This is a genomic window from Microbacterium sp. B35-30 (assembly GCF_010634855.1).
Taxonomy (GTDB): Bacteria; Actinomycetota; Actinomycetes; order Actinomycetales; family Microbacteriaceae; genus Microbacterium.
The window spans coordinates 1-17,784 of the sequence record NZ_MWLQ01000034.1; the positions used below are offsets into that span (position 1 = coordinate 1).

Below are 17,784 nucleotides of genomic sequence, written 5' to 3' on the forward strand. Positions count from 1 at the left end.
TGTCAAGAATCTTTTACACTCTCACTGAAACGCGGCTTACTCGAGCGTCGAGTGCACCGGCAGGGCGTCCCACTCCGCCCGCAGCACACCCATGACGACGGAGTCGTAGCGCGCACCGCGCACCTCGCGCGCGTCACGGAAGCGCGCCTCCTCGACGAAGCCGAGCCGGTGCCCGACACCGAGCATGCGCGAGTTGCCCGACCACGTCGAGTAGTCCAGACGCACCACCTCGGTCGTCGCGAAGAGGTAGTCGGTCCAGATCCGCATTGCCTCCGTGCCGACGCCGCGGCCCCGGGTCGCGGGGTCGTAGACGGTAAGGCCCATGCGGCGCCAGTCCGACTCCTCGGACTCCCAGTGCCACGAGATCGAGCCCACCATGGCGTCGGGCGCTTCGTCCATCACGATCACGGCTCGCACCAGCGGCGACGCGGCGGCGTACTCCCCCGACGCGAGGCGACCGCGGAACCGGTCGAGGCGCTCGTCGATCTCGGCGGCAGAGAGCTTCGCGAAGTACGGCCCGTCCCACCGGTGCCAGTCCTGCTCGGGCTGCAGCCAGCGGCGATAGGCCTCGAGGTCGCCTTCCTCGTAGGCCCGGACGGCCACACCGCCGCTCCGGCCGATCACTCGATATGCGCTCACCCGCGTCAGTCTCGCAGGATCACGGATACCGCGGCCCGAGGCATCCGTTCACGCCGAGGCCTTCATTCGGACGGCGCCCGTCGTTCGGGTGTCACGTTCTGTGGAGTCGACGCCTGCGAGGCCGCAGATCGTGACACCCGAACCTGCCGCGCTCGCGCGCAACTCCGCGTCGGGCGCGGCGCGCGCCCGACGCGGAGTCCGGTCACCCGTTCGGGTCCTGGAACAGACGCGGAGCCAGATCGATGAGGTTCTTCTGCCAGACGTCCCACCCGTGAGGGCCGACCGTCACGCCGTCGAACTCGTACTCGATGCCCAGCTGGTCCAGCACCGGAAGGGAGCTCATCACCGACCCGTACGTGAAGTCCGTGATGTCACCGGTGTAGATCCGATACAGCTCGGTGCCCGCGTTGATGGCCGCTGCATCGACGCCCGCCGTCCCGCCGAAGCCCGCCGCGAACGTCCCGATCCAGGCGAACTCGCCGGGGTGCGCCTTGAGCACCGACACCGTACGCGCCCCTCCGGCCGACAGCCCGGCCAGCGCCCGGTCGGCGGGATCGCTGCTGACGTTGTAGCGCTCCTCCGTCACCGGCACGACGTTCTCGAGCAACTCCCGGGGGTAGTTGCTGACATTGCCGTTGGGCATCACGACGACCATCGGCTCGGTGGCGCCATCCAGCGACAGGTTGTCGAGGATCTGGCGCGCACGCCCGACCTCCACCCAGTCGGTCCAGCTCTGACCGCCACCGTGGTTGAGCACGAACAGCGGATAGGGATCGGCGCGGTCGGGGTCGTACCCCGGTGGGGTCCATACGTAGGCATTGCGCTGCTGACCGGCCACGGTGCTCTGGTACGTCATGACCTCCAGGTTCCCGCCCTGGCCCTGCGGCACGTCGGCGAGCAGGCGCGAGCCTTCGCCCGGGACGAGGAAGGTGCTCCACGCCGGCTCCGATGTCACCTTCGTCGGGTTGGACGTGTCCTTGACGGACTGGCGATCGACGATGAGCCGGTAGTGGTAGAACTTCTCCTCGAGCGGACCGACGGTCGCCCTCCAGCGATCACCGACCTTGTTCATCTCCACGCGAAGCCAGCTGCCGCCGGGCGCCCAGTTCGCCCACACGGAGACGTACTCGGCATCGGCGAAGTCGGTCGTCGTCTCGAACGTCACGAAGTCGTCCTCGGTGAGCCAGGGCGTGGGCGTCGTGCCGGCGGCCGGCGGCTCGAAGCGCTCCGTGAGCGCGGTGTGCCCCTCGCTCATCGCGGGGTCCGACGCCGCACCGGTGAACAGCCGGGGCGCGAAGTCGATGAGGTTCTCCTGCCAGGCGTTCCAGTTGTGCCCGGCATCCGGGTTCACACCGTCGAACTGGTAGTCCAGCCCCAGCGCGTCGAACTTCTGGAACGAGTCGTACACGTCGTTGTACGCGATGTCGGTCTTGTTGCCGACGTAGACGCGGAACAGCTCGGTGCGGTCGTTCATCCTGTCGACGGGGATGGCATCGAGGTCGCCGAAGCGTCCGGCTCCGAAGGTGCCGATCGCGTCGAACTCGCCCGGGTGCTCGCTGAACACCTCGAATGCCTGCCCGCCGCCCATCGACAGTCCGGCCAGTGCCCGATGGTTCTTGGAGGGCGAGACGTTGTAGGTGCGCTCGACGGCGGGGACGATGTTCTCGAGCAGCTCCGCCGAGAAGTCGTCGACGTTGCCGTTGCCCATCACCACGAGCATGTCCTCGAGCTGTCCGGTCAGCCACAGGTTGTCGAGGATCTGCTCCGCACGCCCCACCTCGACCCAGTCGCGGTAGCTCTGGCCGCCTCCGTGCTGGAGGTACAGCACCGGGAGCTTCTTGCCCTTGGGCGTGTACGTCGGCGGAACCCAGACGAGTGCCTGACGCTCCTCGCCCGCGACCGCGCTGTCGTACGACAGCGTCTGGATGGCGCCGGCCTGCTCCGGCGCGTCGGCCAGCAGAGCTGCCGACTCGCCGGGGATGAAGAACGTGCTCCACTCCGGTTCGGATGCGACGCTGGTCGGGTTGCTCGTGTCCTTCAGGACTTTGCTGTCGTCACCCGTGACCTGGTAGTAGTACAGGCCGGGCTCGAAGGGCCCGTATGTCGCGGTCCAGTTCGCGCCGCTGCGCTGCAGTCCGATCTGCGCCCAGTTGTGCGAGGGCCCGAAGTTGCCCTCGACGACCACCTGCGACACCGGCCCGACCGCGGCTTCGACGGCGGCGTTCGGCACGGCGATCCGCAGATAGCCGCCTTCCTGCTGCGCGATCCACGGGTCCGCCGCGCTGGCCGGCGCGGCCGCCATCAGCCCGGCGAATGCCAGGACTGCGGCCGTGACGACCGCGACGGCTCGTCTCGCTCTCGCGAACCGGCCCGAGCGCCGGTCCTCGGATGTGATCTCCATCGATTCCTCATCTCGTGTGACTCGACCGACTCCGGGAGCACCCTGACCCCCGGGGCCGACTGGCTGAGACGGGCAGGCACACGGCGACGTGCGCATTTACAACGTAGTAACTCCCGTCCTCGCTCACTCTTACAGAGCCACTCGCATTCGGTCAAGAGGGATTTACAACGTCGTAAAGATTAACTTTACAACGTCGTAAACCGGCGATAGCGTGGCCCCGCCGAGCGGGACCGCCCGGCGCTCAACGGCCATTCGAGGAGGAACGGTGGAGAGTATCGCGCAACAGCGCACACCTGACGCGGGGGTCCCGCACGAGGCCCAGAGGGACGGAATCTTCCGCAGCCGGCGCCTGAAGGCACTGGCCGTCGTGATCCTCGCCTGGGCCATGCTGCTCACCATGGCACCGGGCACGGCCCGAGCGGACGAGGGCGATCTGACCCCCGGCCCGACGATCATCGCGGATCCGGAGTCGCCCACCGGCTACACCGGGCGCTTCGTCTACTACAACCCCGACGCGACCAGCGTCCGCTTCGTCGCGGACATCATGCTGCGCAACTGGGAGGACCGCACGGACACCACCGTGTACAGCCCCTGGGACTACCGCCCGGGACTCATGCGCGGCGGCGGCGCGTACGACGTCGAGATGACGAACGCGGGCGGCGGGTACTGGGTGGCCGAGGTGCCTCTCGCAGCCGGCGTGAACCAGTACTGGTTCTACGTGAACAACAACACGAGCCTGTGGGTGGCCGACCCGGCGAACTCGCCGATCTACGCGCCCGACGGGCTGACCGGCACGGCTCGGCGCGCGTTCAACAAGGTGTTCGTCCCCTACGACGCGGCCAAGCAGAACTACGAGCCCCTCGCCGCGCGTCAGATCGAGCTCGAGCGGGACGACTCGCCCAAGGGCACGTGGAGCTATGTCCCGTTCGAGGTCAACGGCACGACGCGCACCATGGGCGTCTACCTCCCGCCGGGCTACGACCCTGAGCGGGCGGAGCCGTACAAGACGATCTACATGCAGCACGGTGGCGGCCAGGATCAGTCCGACTGGATGAACATCGGCGACGTCCCGGTCATCATGGACAACCTGATCCACGACGGCGACACCGAGCCCGCGATCGTCATCACGACGAACACGAACTACCTCGGCGCCGCCAACCAGGGCTACCCCAACCTGCGGAACGTGGTCATCCCGTTCGTCGAGTCGAACTACAACGTCTCGACGGACGCGATCGACCGTGCATTCGCGGGCCTGTCGGCCGGCAGCTTCGTGACCCAGAACCTGATCAACTTCGATGCCGACGCGTTCGGATACTACGGGCCGTGGAGCGGCGGGGCGAGCGTTCGCACCACGACGCCGAACCTGGCTGCGCCGTACATCCTGTACGGCGGCGGGCTCTGGGACTTCGGTCTGCCGAACGCGAACACGGTCGCGGCGCTCGACAATGTCGGCTTCGTCGAGAACGTCGTCGTGGCCGGTGCGCACGACTTCAACGCGTGGAATCAGCTGTTCACGACGTTCGCGCGCGACTACCTCTGGCACCCGGAGGCGTTCATCAAGGATGAGATCGACACCCTCAAGGCGAGTGTCGCGGGCACGGCTCTGAACGGCGGGAACAAGAACGCCCTCACGGTCAAGCTCGATCAGGCACTGAGCCTCGTCGCCAAGGGTGACGGTGCGGGCGCCCTCGAAGTGCTGAACGGCTTCGTCGCCCAGGTCGACGGCTTCACTGCCGCCCGGAAGCTGACGGCGGACCAGTCCGCCGCACTGCTCCCGGTCGCCCAGAAGATCCTCTTCAACGTGGGTTACTGGCAGTAGCCGCTCATCGACGCGGGGTGCCGGCAGAGCCTCTCTGCCGGCAACCCGCGTCTCCGTCGGCCGTCAGCCTCGGGGGGATGGCGCGGGCCTCGCCGTCGAGTCGCGCACCACGAGCCGCGTCGCCAGCTCGATGCGGGTGACCTCCGGACGGGGCTGTTCCAGCAGCTGGAGCACGAGGCGGGTCGCCTGCTCTGCCATCTCCCGGAGAGGCTGGTGGACCGTCGTCAGCCGAGGGTGGGCCAGCTCCGCGATGGCCAGGTCGTCGAAACCCACCACCGAGAGGTCGTGAGGCACGCTCAAGCCCAGCGCCGCCGCCGCATGCAGCACGCCCAGCGCCTGCGCGTCGTTGCCCGCGAAGATCGCGGTCGGCGGATCGGCCAGTCGCAGCAGCTCGCTGGCGTGCCGTTCCCCGCCGTCCCGCTGGAAGTCCCCGAAGCGGATGCATTCCGGCGCGATCGGCACGCGTGCCGACGACATCGCCGCGCGGTAGCCGTCGAGCCGCGCCAGCGCGCACATCACCGATTCCGGACCGGTGATCGCCGCGATGCGGCGGTGTCCGAGCTCCAGCAGGTGCCTCGTCGCCGCCAGCCCGCCCGACCAGTTCGCCGAGCCGACGGAGGGGATGTCCTGGACGGGGTCGCCCTCGGGATCGATGATGACGTACGGGATGCCGCGTGCCGTGAGCTGCTCCCGCCCTTCCGGCGGGATGCCGGCGAAGAGCAGGATGATGCCCGTCGGCGCGCGGCGGACGACCGACTCCAGCCACTCCGGTCCCGGCGCGTGGCGGTCGCCGCTCACCGAGAGGGAGACCGCGAGTCCCACCGCCGCGGCGCTCTCGCGGACGCCCTCGAGGATGGCGAGCGCCCACTGCCCCTCGAGCTCGTGCAGAACGACCTCGATGTACTCGCGCCGCTGTCTGCTCTTCCTGCGCCGGTACCCGCTCTCTCGCAGGTGCTCCTCGACGAGAGCGCGCGTCGCCGACGACACGTCGGTCGCGCCGTTGAGCACCTTCGAGATGGTCGTGAGCGACAACCCGGTCTGAGCAGCGATCTCGTTGAGCGTCACTCGCTGGGTTCGTGCCATGTCGCCGCCCGGCTAGCTCGTCGCGCGCCGGAGTATCGTCGCCAGGTCCTCGCGGATACGGCACTGGCGGAACGAGAACGCGTCGGCGAGCGCCTCCGCCTCGTCGGGACCGACGCCCTCGAACGCACGGGCGAACTCGTCCACCAGGGCTTCGGCGAGCATCACGTGACGGACGTGTCCGTGGATCCACCGCCGCGCACCCCACGGGTAGGGCTGGAAGTCCGGGAACTCCTCCTGGAACAGCCGCTCGATCGGCTCGAGGATGTCGCGGACCCCCGCATCGGTCGAACCCCACGAGTCGACGCCGAAGCGCGCCTTCCTCTCGAGCACCGGCGCGATGCGCCGCAGGTATGCGGAGTCGGGATCCACCGTGACGACCCCCTGCAGGCCGATGTCCTTGTAGGTCCAGAGCGCCCAGCTCGCGTCGTGGCGGTCGAAGATCGCGAGCTGGTCCTCGAGCAGGCGATACCGCTGCTCATCACGAGCGGGGTCGCCGGTGTAGACCGGCCCGAACTCCCCCACCCAGATCGGCGTGCCGGTCTCGCGCATGTACGCGGTCCGTTCGAGGAAGGTCTCCTCGACGCGGTCCCTGTCGACGTACTGCCCTCGGGAGATCCCCGGGTACGGGCCGCCGTCCACGAATCCGGGCAGCGCGTAGTCGTGCGCCGTGTACACGCAGTTCGGGAGCGGGTCGCCCAGCTGGTCGAACTGCGTGGAGTAGCGGTTGCCGTCGAGGAAGAGGATGTGATCGGGGTCCACCGCTCGGATGGCGGCCTCGAGCCGGCGATAGAACGGCCCGATCGCCGTCCCTTCGACGTCCCCGGGTTCGTTGACCGGGTTGTAGCCGGCCACCCACGGGTTGCCGCGATAGTGATCGGCGATGCTCTCCCACAGGTGCACGACGCGGTCCTGGAACTGCCGCTGCGACCAGAAGTGCGCCCACTGGGTCGGGTTGTCGCTGTGCCAGTGCTGGTTCTGGGCCCCGGGAAGGGCGTGGAGGTCGATGATCGTGTAGATGCCGTGACTCGCGCACGCCTCGACGACCTGGTCCAGCAGGCGGAAGCCTTCGGCGCGGATGACGAAGGGCTCGGCGTCGCCCTCGAAGTGACGGTAGTTGAACGGGATGCGCAGCGAGTTGACGCCGAGCGACTGGAGGAACGCGGCATCCTCCGCAGTGAAGAACGCCGCCATGAACCGCCCGAAGAAGCGCTCGTACGCCTCTTCCCCCAGCACGCGGCGAAGCGCCCGACGCTGCTGCGACTCGGCGCCCGCGTAGCCGGTGATGAAGTTCTCCATGTTCATCCACCCGCCGAGCCCGAAGCCCTTCAGCGTGACAGGCTCGTCGCCCGCCACGATGCGGGTTCCCTCGACGCGGAGCACGTGCTGCGTCATCCTCATTCCTTCCTGGGTGGGTGCGGCCGGCGCGCGTGGGGCGCCGTGCTCAGTCGAATGTGAGAACCGTCCACGAGACGGGAGGGAGTGTGACGGTGATCTTCCCGTCGTCGGCGTGGACGGACGAGTTGGTCCTGGGGGCCACTCGTTCGGGATCGTGGAGCGTGTTGGCGGCATGGATGTCGTCGTCGAACAGCGAGACCGCGGTGGCGTTCGCGATGCGGCCGAGGGCGACGACGTCGACCTCGAGGGACACCTCGTCCGAGAGGCTGCGGTTGACGATGAACACCGTCGTCCCGCCGCCGCTCTCGTCGTGGGTCGCGACCGCGTCCACGATGGGCACGTCGCCGTACAGCTCCGTCGAGTAGGTCGGGCTGTCGAGCTTGAGCTCGAGGGCGACGTCCCGCGCCAGTCGCGACGTGAGCGAGAACGGATAGAACGTGGTCTGGCGCCATGCCGGTCCGCCGGGCTCGGTCATGATCGGTGCGATGACGTTGACGAGCTGCGCGAGGCTCGCGGCCGTCACGCGGTCGGCGTGGCGGATGAGGGAGATCATCAGGCTCCCGAAGACGACGGCGTCGAGCACCGAGTAGGAATCCTCCAGCAGCCGGGGAGCGACCGGCCACTGCGCGACATCGGTGATCTTGTCGACCTCGTTGAACCGCGACTGGTACCAGACGTTCCACTCGTCGAACGAGATGTCGATGGTCTTGTCGCTGTGGCGCAGGGCCTTCACGTGGTCCGCCGTCGCCACGACGGCATCGATGAACCGGTCCATGTTGACCCCGGAGGCCAGGAAGCTGCCGTAGTCATCGCCCTTCGGCTCGTAGTAGGCGTGGCACGAGATGTAGTCCACGTCGTCGTACGTGTGGCTCAGCACGACTCGTTCCCAGTCGCCGAAGGTCGGCATCTGGGCACTCGAGCTGCCGCAGACCACGAGTTCGAGATCCGGGTCGATCTGCCTCATGGCGCTCGCCGTCTTGGCCGCGAGCTGGGCGTACTCCTCCGCCGTGCTGTGGCCGAGCTGCCACGGGCCGTCCATCTCGTTGCCGAGGCACCACATCCGGATGTCGTGAGGCTCGGGATGGCCGTTCGCGACACGCCTGTCGGACCAATGGGTGCCCGACCGCAGGTTCGCGTATTCGAGGACGTCGAGTGCCTCGAGGATGCCCCGCGTCCCGAGGTTCACCGCGTACATCAACTCGCTGTCGACCTTCTGCAGCCAGCCGGCGAACTCGTCCAGTCCGATCTCATTGGTCTCGGTCGAGTGCCATGCCAGATCCAGCCGCCGCGGTCGCGTCTCGCGCGGTCCGACGCCGTCCTCCCAGCGGTACCCCGAGACGAAGTTGCCACCGGGATAGCGGATCGTCGATACGCCGAGCTCGCGCACGAGCTCGATGACGTCGGTGCGGAAGCCCTCCTCGTCCGCGCTCTCGTGCCCCGGTTCGTAGATGCCGTCGTAGACGCATCGCCCCAGGTGCTCCACGAACGAGCCGAAGAGCCGTCGATTGATGGGTCCGATCGTGAAGTGCGGGTCGATGGTGAGGTGTGCGCGGATCATGCTGCTCTTCCAGGAAGCGTGGGAAACGGGTCTCGGGGCGGGCGCGGGGTCATTTCAGGCTTCCGATCGCGAGCCCGCCACGCCAGTACTTCTGCAGCGCCAGGAACGCGATGATCAGCGGGATGACCGACAGGAGCGAGCCGAGGATGATGATGCTCCAGAGCGTCTGCCCGCCTGCGGCGCCGTACGTGGACGCGGTCGACTGCCAGACGCCGATGCCGACCGTGACGGGGAACAGCCGGTTGTCCGAGAGCATGACGAGCGGAAGGAAGTAGTTGTTCCACACGGCTACGACCGACAGCAGCAGCACGGTCACGATCGCGGGCCGCAGCATCGGAAGTGCGACCCGGAAGAACGTGCGGAACTCCCCCGCGCCATCCACGCGGGCGGCGTCGAGGAGCTCGTCGGGCACGGCATCGCGCGCGTACACGTTCATGAGGTAGACGCCGAAGGGGTTGAGCAGCGAGGGGAAGATCACGGCCCAGACCGTGTTCGTCCAGCCCACCTGCGCGAACAGGACGAAGGTGGGGATCACGAGCGCGGTCGTCGGCACCATGACGGCGCCGAGCAGGATCGCGAAGGCGGCCCGGCGCCCCGCGAACCGGTACTTCGCGAAGCCGTACCCTGCGAGGACCGCGAGCACCGTGGCGCCCACCCCGCCCAGGACGGCATAGAGGGCGGTGTTGGCCAGCCATCGTCCGTAGATCCCTCCGCCGTACGTGAACAGGTCGACGAGGTTTCCGAGGTAGTTGATGTCTTCCGCGAACCACAGGGCATTCTCGCCCCCGAACAGGCCGGCCGCGGTCTTGGAGCTGTTGACGATCAGCCACCAGAACGGCACCAGGAAGTAGACCACGAGCAGCGCCAGCACGATGTTCAGCGACGCACGCCCGCGGGTGCGCGGGGCCGACCGTCGCTCGACGAGCTTGCGCGGCTTGCCGCGGGTCTCGGTGATCTCGATAGGCGTGGCACTCATTCGAAGAAGCTCCCTCGCTTGCGGGTTGCGAACAGGAAGATGTAGACGCAGACGAAGACGACGGCACCGAGGGCGAACGAGATCGCCGCGCCGTAGTTGTAGTTCGCCAGTGAGAACGCCTGATAGAAGGCGTAGATGTTGGGCGTGAAGTCGTTCGGGATGGATCCTGCCGCCAGCTCCTGGAGGATCTTCGGCTCATTGAAGAATTGCAGGGTTCCGATGAGGGCGAACACGAGAATGAGCAGGAGTGCCGGCGAGAGGAGGGGGATCTTGATCCGCCAGATGATCTGCCACTGCGAGGCGCCGTCGATGCGTGCCGCCTCGTACAGGGTCGGGTCGATCCCCTGCAGCGCCGCGTAGAGGATGATCATGTAATAGCCGGCCCATTGCCACGTGACGATGTTGAGGAGGCCGTAGAAGATCAGGCTCTTGCTCAGGAAATCAGGAGCCTCAGCTCCGAAAATTCCGAAAATGTCCGCGAGCGGGCCGAAGTTCTCGCTGTAGAGGAACCCCCACATCAGCGCGCCGATCACCGTCGGGATCGCATACGGCAGGAAGATCATGAGCCGCGAGAACCGGGCGAACCGGGTCACGATGATGTCGAGCATCAGGGCGATGGCCAGCGAGATCGCCATCTGCAGCGGAATCAGCACCAGCGAGAACCGGATGACGAACCAGACGCCGTCGAGGAAGTTCGGATCTGTGAACGCCTTGGCGTAGTTGCCGAAGAGGACGAACCGGGTGCCGCCGATGAGCGACTTCTGGAAGAGGCTCAAGTAGAGCGCGTAGCCGATCGGCAGCACGAGCAGAGCCAGGAAGATGATCCCGAACGGTCCGACGAAGAGCCATCCGAAGAGGTTCTGACGAGCGGCGGTCGAGCGACGACCGCCCTTCTTCGTGAAGGGGCTCGACCCCTTCTTCGTTGGGGGACTTGCGGTTGAGGTGGTCATGATTTCTCCGGGTCAGAAGGGAATGACCGGGGGGCCGGTCCGCGCGAGCACGGACCGGCCCCCCGTGCCATGTCACTCGACGGTGAAGCCCTGCTCCTCCGCGTAGGCCACGACAGCCTCCTGGAGCGCGTCCGCGGCTTCAGAGCCCGTAGCGGATCCGTCGTTGATGTTCTGGATCTGCTCGGTGAGGGTCGAGTAGTAGAACTGCTGGAGCGGCGTGTAGACCATGCCCTTGTAGGCATTGGCCGCCGGGACGTACACCTCCTTGTTGGCCTGCTGGCCGCTGAAGAAGGGCACCTCGTAGTCCTGGAACGCCGGGTCCTCCAGCACGTCCACGTTGAGCGGGAAGATGATCTGCTCCTGCCAGCCCTGATCGAGCGACGCCTGGTCCGCATAGACCCCGAACGCCACCTTGGCTGCCAGCTCAGGGTCGTCCGCCTGGCTGCTCACCGAGAACGCCGAGCCGCCCCAGTTGATCGCGACGGGCTTGGCCGGATCCCACTGCGGCAGCGGAGCGGTCGCCCACACGCCTTCGTCCGCACCCTCGCCGACGCCCGCGCCCTGGAGGTAGCCGGGAGCCCAGGCCGCCGAGAGGTACGTGGCGTAATCGCCGCCGATGACGCCGGCGATGTACTCAGGAGTGAACTGGTCCTCCGTGCCCACGAGGCCCTTCTCGACGAGGCCCGCCCAGTAGTCGAGGACTTGCTTGATCTCCGGGCTGTTGAGGTTGATCCCGATCTGACCCTCGTTGGCGGGGTCGTACGTGAACGGCTCGGCGCCGGTCTGGTACATGTACGCCGTCACCGCTGCGGGCTGGTTCGCAGCGAAGCTCGCGAAGACCGGACCTCCGGCATCCTTGACCTGCTGCGCCGTCGCCTCGAACTCCTCCCACGTGGTGGGCGGCGTGATGCCGTACTGCTCGAAGACGTCGGTGCGGTAGATCATGCCCATCGGGCCGCCGTCGATCGGAGCGCCGTAGACGCCCTCGCCGACAGAGACGTCCTTCCACGCGCCCTCGCTGAAGTTGTCCTTGACGTCCTCATAGCCGAGGTCGCTCAGGTCGACGAGGGCGTCCTGGGCCTGGAAGACCGCGATCCGGTCGGCCTCGACCATCATGACGTCGGGGGCGCCGCTGCCGCCCGAGATCGCCGTCTGGAACTTGTCGTACGCGTCACCACCGGCGCCGGCGTTGGTCCAGCAGACCTGGACGTCGTCGTTCTCTTCGTTGAAGTTGTCGACGACGGTCTCGGAGTTCGGGTACCACGCCCACAGGGTGACGACGGGGGCGTCGGGGTTCTTGATCTCGTTGGAGCAGTTGGATGCATCTCCACCGCCGCCGTTTTCGTCGCCGCCATCTCCGGCGGTGCAGGCAGTCAGGGCGCCGACCAGGGCGAGCGCTGTGACTGCAGCAAGGACAGGCTTCGTCTTCACTGGAGTTTCCTTTCGGTATTGCTGACTTCTTCGTCGGTGCACGACCGCTGCGAGATCCGCCCGCTCGGGTAAGCGAGTCCGATCCGGCTCTGGTCTACAACGTTGTAGAGCAACGTTGTACACACTTTTCCACCGCCCCCGACGACTGTCAAGGGTCGGACGAAATTTTCCCGGAGGGCGGCGAAACTTCTGCGATCAGTAGTCGACGGGCGCTTGGCCGAGCCGGGCGAGAAGGTCGCGCAGGGCGGCATAGGCCTCGTCGCGGTACGCCGCCAGCTCGGGTGCCCGCTCCGCCGGAGTCGCGAGGAAGCCTCTCCCTGATTTCAGGCCCTTCTCGCCGCGCGCCACTCGCTCGCGGAGGATCTCGGGCTCGGCGAAGCGGTCGGGATACGCGCTGTGCAGCGAGTCATAGCAGAACTCGTAGACGTCGAGCCCCGCGATATCCGCGATCGCGAAGGGCCCGAAGAAGGGCAGACGGAATCCGAACGTCGTCCGGGCGATGAGGTCGATGGCTTCCGGAGTCGCGACACCCTCCTCCACGAGCCGGGCGGCCTCGCCGAAGAGCGCATACTGCAGCCGGTTCAGCACGAAGCCGGTGACATCGGTGATCGGCACGCCGACCTTGCCGCACTCCCCGAGGAGCTCGACGATCTCGGTCACCGCATGCGGCCGCGTGCCGGCGTGCGGGATGACCTCCACGCCGGGGACGAACGGCGCAGGGTTGCTGAAGTGCACGCCGAGGAAGCGCTCGGGCCCGGTGACGGCCTCGGCCAGGGTGCCGATGGAGATCGTCGACGTGTTGCTGCCGATGGTCGCACCCGGCGGGCAGTTCGTGCTGATCCGACGCAGGGTCTCATGTTTGATGGCAACGACCTCGGGCACGGCCTCCTCGACGAAGTCGACGGCGGCGACGGCATCCTCGATGGAGGGAGCAGCCGTCACGCGGGCCGCGATCGTCTCCCGGGCGCCCGCCGGGAAGAGCCCCCGGGCGGCGTAGTCGTCCGCCTCGCGGATGATGCGCTCGAGGTTGGCGGCGGCGAGCTCGGCGCTGACGTCTGCGAGGACGACGTCTTTTCCGGCGAGCGCGAGCACCTGGGCGATGCCTCCGCCCATGTAGCCCGACCCCACGACCGCGACTTTGCCGATCATCCTTCGTCCTCCTCGAATCGCTCGATCAACCGCACCTTCTCCGCCGACGGCGACGCAGGGTCGAAGTGATGACCCAGCCACTCGACGACGAGCTTCTTCGCGAGCTCCAGCCCGATGACGCGCGCGCCGAGCGTCAGCACCTGCGCGTTGTTGCTCTTGACGGACCGCTCGACGGAATAGCTGTCGTGTGCTGTCACCGCCCGGATGCCGCGCACCTTGTTCGCGGTGATCGCCACCCCCAGGCCGGTTCCGCAGATGAGGAGCGCGCGATCGGCGTCGCCCCGCGCGACCAGCCGCGCGGCCGTGACGGCCACGCGCGGGTAGGGGGTGGAGTCAGCACTCGCGACGCCGACGTCGATCACGTCGCTCACGCGCGGGTCGCTCGACAGCAGCTCCCGCAGCACTTCCTTGTATTCGTAGCCGGCGTCATCTGCGCCGACGACGATCTTCAAACCCATGTCTCACTCCACTTCTCTGCCGGCGTCCGCGGACTGCGCGACCGCGTCGGCGATGATCCAGAACGATGTCGCGCCGGGGTCGGGATGCCCGACGCTCCGCTCCGCCAGCGGGCGCGCGCGCCCCAGGCGAGGAGTCATGGCCGACGTCGCGTCCGCCCCCTCTCGCGCGGCGGAGGCGGCGACGGCGAGCGCGGCGGCAAGCTCCTCTCCAGCGGTGACGCGCGCAGTCAAGGCGTCTTGGAACGGCCCCATCGCATCGAGCATCGTCTTGTCGCCGGGCTTGGCCCCGCCGACCTCGCCGACCCGGCGGCAGGCGGCGGCGACGGCGGCTGCGACATCCGCCGAGGTGTACCGATCGCGGTCTCCGAGCGCCTGCCCCAGTTCCGCAAGCGCCGCACCCCAGAGTGCTCCGGACGTGCCGCCGGCAGTCTCCGACCACGCATCGCCGGCTCTCTCGAGCAGTTCGCGCACGCCGATGCCCTCGTCCACCGCCCCGGTCGCATCGACGGCGGCATTGAGGCCCCGCAGCATCCCGATGCCGTGGTCGCCGTCTCCGGCGACGGCGTCGAGCTCGCCGAGGTGCTCGACCTGCGCCCCGACCGCGTCGCGCGCCTGCTGCAGCATCCGCCGAGCGGTCAGGGCCGCGCGGCGGGAGGCTTCGGTGGTGACGGATGCCGCGACCTGCGTCGCCGGACCTGCCTCGGCGCTCCTCCGGGCCGGCGCGCTGTCCCGGTGCGGGGACCCGGGAGCGCTCCCCGCGACGGAGCCCTTGCGGAATCCGGGGGCAGCGGCAGGTGCCCGCCACAGCTCCTCCAGCTCGTCGTCGAGCCACAGCACGGTGAGTGACACGCCTGCCATGTCCAGGCTCGTGACGAACTCGCCGCACTCGGGCTCGACGATCTCGATGCCCTGGCTCTCGAGGTGCTCGGCGACGAAGCCGAAGAGGACGAAGAGCTCTTCGTACTTCACCGATCCGAGTCCGTTGAGGATGACGACTGCCCGAGTGGAGCCCTCGGGTCGCTCGGCGAGCAGCGGCTCCGCCAGCGTGACAGCCAGGTCGGAGGCCGTCTGGAGAGGCACGTCCCGCACGCCCGGCTCGCCGTGGATCCCCAGCCCGATCGACATCACGCCGTCCGGGACCTCGAACAGCGGGTGGTCCGCGCCGGGCAGGGTGCAGCCGGCGAACGCGACGCCGTGGCTGCGCGTCCTGCTGTTGGCGTGCGCCGCGAGGCGCTCGACCTCGTCGATCGAGTCACCGCGCTCGGCCGCGGCGCCGGCGACATGGAAGACGCAGAGGATGCCGGCGATTCCGCGGCGCTCGTCGCGCGCGTCGAGCGGAGCGCTCGCGACGTCGTCCGTGATGAGGACGGTGCGGGCGTCGACGCCGTCGGCGCGCAGCCGGCGTTCGGCTTCGCCGAAGTGGATGACGTCGCCCGCGTAGCGGCCGTAGGTGAAGAGCACGCCGCCCCCCGCGTCGGCCGCGCGGGCGACGCGCAGCGCCTGAGCCGTCGACGGAGAGGTGAAGATGTTTCCGCACACGGCGCCTGCGGCGAGGCCCGGTCCGACGAAGCCCGCGAATGCCGGGTAGTGTCCCGAGCCGCCGCCGATGAGCACCGCCACCCGGCCGGGCTGGAGCGGCTGCGCGCGCACGACGCCGCCGTCCACGAGGGCGACCTCCTCGCGGTGGGCGGCGGCGAAGCCGCGAAGCGCGTCCGCGACGAAGGCATCCGGGTCGGAGAAGATCCGCGTCATGCCGAGACCTCCCCGTGGTGCGCCTGACGCACGCGGCTGGTTCCGAGCGCGTACTCCTCGCGGCGGGGCAGGACCCGACCGCGCAGGTAGTCGCGGTTCGTCGCACTCACGCTCAGCCCGTCTCCCCCGTAGTGCTCGACGCAGATGACGCCTTGGAAGCCGTTGCGCAGCGCGATCTTCACGGCGTCGCGGTAGTTGATGACCCCGAGCTCGAGAGAGGTCGGCACGGTCGAGAACAGGCCGGCGGCGGCATCCTCATCGCGTGTGTAGTTCTTGACGTGCCAGAAGTTGGCGTACGGCATCGTCGCCTCCGCGATCTCCCGCCAGTCCTCGACGGGCTCGTGGAGGCGGATGAGGTTCCCGATGTCCGGGTTGAGCCCGACGACGTCGAGGCCGATGTCCTCGACCAGCCGCATCGCCGACGCCCCCGTGCCGAGGAAGGTGTGCTCGTACAGCTCGAGCGAGAGCAGCATCCCGAGTTCGCCGGCGTGGCGGCCCAGCTCGCGGAGGCGGGTCACGGCCAGCGCCCAGGCCTCGTCGTCGTCGAAGGGATCGCGGTGGCCCTCGACGGTCCAGAACCAGAGCTGCGCCCGCTGCTGCGGGGTCAGTGCCCGATGCAGGCCGACCGACACCACGCCCACGCCGAGGTCAGCGGCGATATCGAGGGTCCGATGCGCGTACGCGAGGTGCTCCGCGCCGTGCCGCTCGTCGATGACGCTGCGCCGGATCGCCGAGAGCGACACGGCAGCGAGCCCGGTCGACGCGAGGCATTGGCGGAGGTCGCTCACCTGCCGCGGCGAGAGATCGCCGTATCTCACCCAGGAGTCGGTGAGATCCACCTCGCCGAAGCCGGAGTCACTGACCTCGAGGAGGTCGGCGCGCCAGCGCTCGATCGGCGAGCCGGACTCGCCGGTGGGGTGGGCATCGCCCTGGGAAAGCATCGCGGCCGCGATCGGCCAGTCGTTCGCCGTCAGCATCGTGGGTCCTCCGTGACTCGCACATCGGCACGATACACTAAGTTTACAACGTTGCATTGCGCGGCGACATCGTGTCCTCACCCGCTCTTCCAGACCGGTGGCCGCGGGCGCGGACGCAGTAGAGTGCAGGGAGCGCAGGGAAGGCTGGGGCACCGATGGGACCGACGATGCACGACGTCGCCCGGGTGGCGGGCGTCTCGATCAAGACGGTGTCGAACGTCATCAACGACTACCCCCATGTGCGACCCGGCACACGCGACCGCGTCAACGAGGCGATCGAGCAGCTCGACTACCGCCCGAACCTCTCCGCCCGCGGCCTCCGCTCCGGGCGGACGGGCGTCATCGGGCTGGCTGTCCCCTCGCTTCGCGAGAACTACTTCGCCGAGCTCGCCGACGAGGTGATCCGGGCGGCCGAGAAGCGCGGCCTGGGTGTCATGGTCGAGCAGACCAGCGGCGACCGCGACACCGAGCTTCGCGCAGTCACGGGCAACCGGCCGCGCTTCCTCGACGGCATGCTCTTCAGCCCCGTCAGCCTCGGCCAGGAAGACGCAGAGGCTCTCAGCGTGGACGGTCCTCTCGTTCTGCTCGGAGAGCGGATCTTCGGCGGACCGACCGACCACGTCACGATGCACAACACCTCGTCGTCGCAGGCCGCGGTGGAGCACCTCCTCGAGATCGGCCGACGCCGGATCGCGCTCGTCGGCGCGGACCTGCAGGGCGGCGACGAGGCGAGCTCCGCGAGCCTGCGCCTGAAGGGCTATCTGCGCGCGCTCGAACAGGCCGGCATCGAGCTCGACCCCGCTCTCGTCCGTCCGACGTCGATGCACAGATGGAACCGGGCCGGCGGCGCCGCTGCCGTGCACCTCATGGTGAAGGAGGGGGTGGACTTCGATGCCGTGTTCGCCCTCAACGACACGCTCGGCCTCGGCGTGCTGCGCGCCCTCCGCGAAGAGGGTCTCCGCGTGCCCGACGACGTCGCCGTGATCGGCTTCGACAACATCGACGAGAGCAAGTACTCCGTCCCGTCGATGTCCACGGTCGACACCGGCCGGGCCGAGATCGCCGCGATCGCCGTCGATCGGCTCATCGAGCGCATCAGCGAGAAGGGCGAGCGGCGCCCGCCCGAGACGATCAAGCCGGCGTTCCGCATCGTGCCGCGAGAGTCGACGGGCTTCCCGGGCACCGAGGCCGACTGA

The 17,784-nt window shown here is 68.3% G+C and carries 14 protein-coding genes; 2 read left to right on the plus strand and 12 right to left on the minus strand.

Going from position 1 to position 17,784, the window contains the following annotated elements; genetic code table 11:
• Positions 1-36: 36 nt before the first annotated feature.
• Both B2K11_RS16950 and B2K11_RS16955 read right to left on the minus strand, forming a co-directional pair.
• Positions 37-639, minus strand: coding sequence for a GNAT family protein (locus B2K11_RS16950; RefSeq protein WP_239526191.1), 603 nt, complete (start codon positions 637-639; stop codon positions 37-39).
• Between the two features lie 202 nt (positions 640-841).
• A complete protein-coding gene (locus B2K11_RS16955) occupies positions 842-3,040 on the minus strand; it encodes an alpha/beta hydrolase-fold protein (RefSeq protein ID WP_239526192.1) in 2,199 nt (732 codons plus the stop codon).
• A gap of 265 nt (positions 3,041-3,305) precedes the next feature.
• Between B2K11_RS16955 and B2K11_RS16960 the strand changes: the two genes are divergently transcribed.
• Complete coding sequence (locus B2K11_RS16960; protein WP_204260170.1) at positions 3,306-4,859, plus strand: alpha/beta hydrolase-fold protein; 1,554 nt, start codon at positions 3,306-3,308, stop codon at positions 4,857-4,859.
• Between the two features lie 63 nt (positions 4,860-4,922).
• Here B2K11_RS16960 and B2K11_RS16965 read toward each other — a convergent pair whose 3' ends face one another.
• From B2K11_RS16965 to B2K11_RS17010, 10 genes are all read right to left on the minus strand, one after another.
• Complete coding sequence (locus B2K11_RS16965; RefSeq protein WP_163620016.1) at positions 4,923-5,942, minus strand: LacI family DNA-binding transcriptional regulator; 1,020 nt, start codon at positions 5,940-5,942, stop codon at positions 4,923-4,925.
• 12 nt (positions 5,943-5,954) lie between these two features.
• Positions 5,955-7,334, minus strand: a complete 1,380-nt coding sequence (locus B2K11_RS16970) for a cellulase family glycosylhydrolase (RefSeq protein ID WP_204260171.1) — start codon at positions 7,332-7,334, stop codon at positions 5,955-5,957.
• A 49-nt stretch (positions 7,335-7,383) separates the two neighbouring features.
• Complete coding sequence (locus B2K11_RS16975) at positions 7,384-8,895, minus strand: alpha-N-arabinofuranosidase (RefSeq protein WP_163620020.1); 1,512 nt, start codon at positions 8,893-8,895, stop codon at positions 7,384-7,386.
• A gap of 49 nt (positions 8,896-8,944) precedes the next feature.
• Entirely contained in the window at positions 8,945-9,871 is a 927-nt protein-coding gene (locus tag B2K11_RS16980) for a carbohydrate ABC transporter permease (protein WP_163620022.1), read from the minus strand.
• On the minus strand, positions 9,868-10,821 hold the full coding sequence (locus B2K11_RS16985; RefSeq protein WP_163620024.1) for a sugar ABC transporter permease: 954 nt from the start codon (positions 10,819-10,821) through the stop codon (positions 9,868-9,870). The genes B2K11_RS16980 and B2K11_RS16985 overlap by 4 nt, the downstream gene beginning before the upstream one ends.
• A gap of 72 nt (positions 10,822-10,893) precedes the next feature.
• Positions 10,894-12,252 carry an extracellular solute-binding protein gene (locus B2K11_RS16990; protein WP_163620026.1) on the minus strand — a complete coding sequence of 453 codons (1,359 nt, stop codon included), beginning with the start codon at positions 12,250-12,252 and terminating at the stop codon, positions 10,894-10,896.
• A gap of 195 nt (positions 12,253-12,447) precedes the next feature.
• Positions 12,448-13,401, minus strand: coding sequence for a 3-hydroxyacyl-CoA dehydrogenase family protein (locus B2K11_RS16995; protein ID WP_163620028.1), 954 nt, complete (start codon positions 13,399-13,401; stop codon positions 12,448-12,450).
• Positions 13,398-13,859, minus strand: coding sequence for a ribose-5-phosphate isomerase (locus B2K11_RS17000; RefSeq protein ID WP_163620030.1), 462 nt, complete (start codon positions 13,857-13,859; stop codon positions 13,398-13,400). The genes B2K11_RS16995 and B2K11_RS17000 overlap by 4 nt, the downstream gene beginning before the upstream one ends.
• Positions 13,860-13,862: 3 nt before the next feature.
• The gene (locus B2K11_RS17005) at positions 13,863-15,611 is read right to left on the minus strand and encodes a dihydroxyacetone kinase family protein (protein ID WP_163620032.1); all 1,749 of its coding nucleotides are present in this window, start codon (positions 15,609-15,611) and stop codon (positions 13,863-13,865) included.
• Positions 15,608-16,588: a sugar phosphate isomerase/epimerase family protein gene (locus B2K11_RS17010; protein WP_163620034.1), complete on the minus strand. Its 981-nt coding sequence runs from the start codon at positions 16,586-16,588 to the stop codon at positions 15,608-15,610. Before B2K11_RS17010 ends, B2K11_RS17005 begins: the two co-directional genes overlap by 4 nt.
• Positions 16,589-16,743: 155 nt before the next feature.
• On the opposite strand from B2K11_RS17010, the gene B2K11_RS17015 reads away from it, so the two are divergent.
• A complete protein-coding gene (locus B2K11_RS17015; RefSeq protein ID WP_163620036.1) occupies positions 16,744-17,784 on the plus strand; it encodes a LacI family DNA-binding transcriptional regulator in 1,041 nt (346 codons plus the stop codon).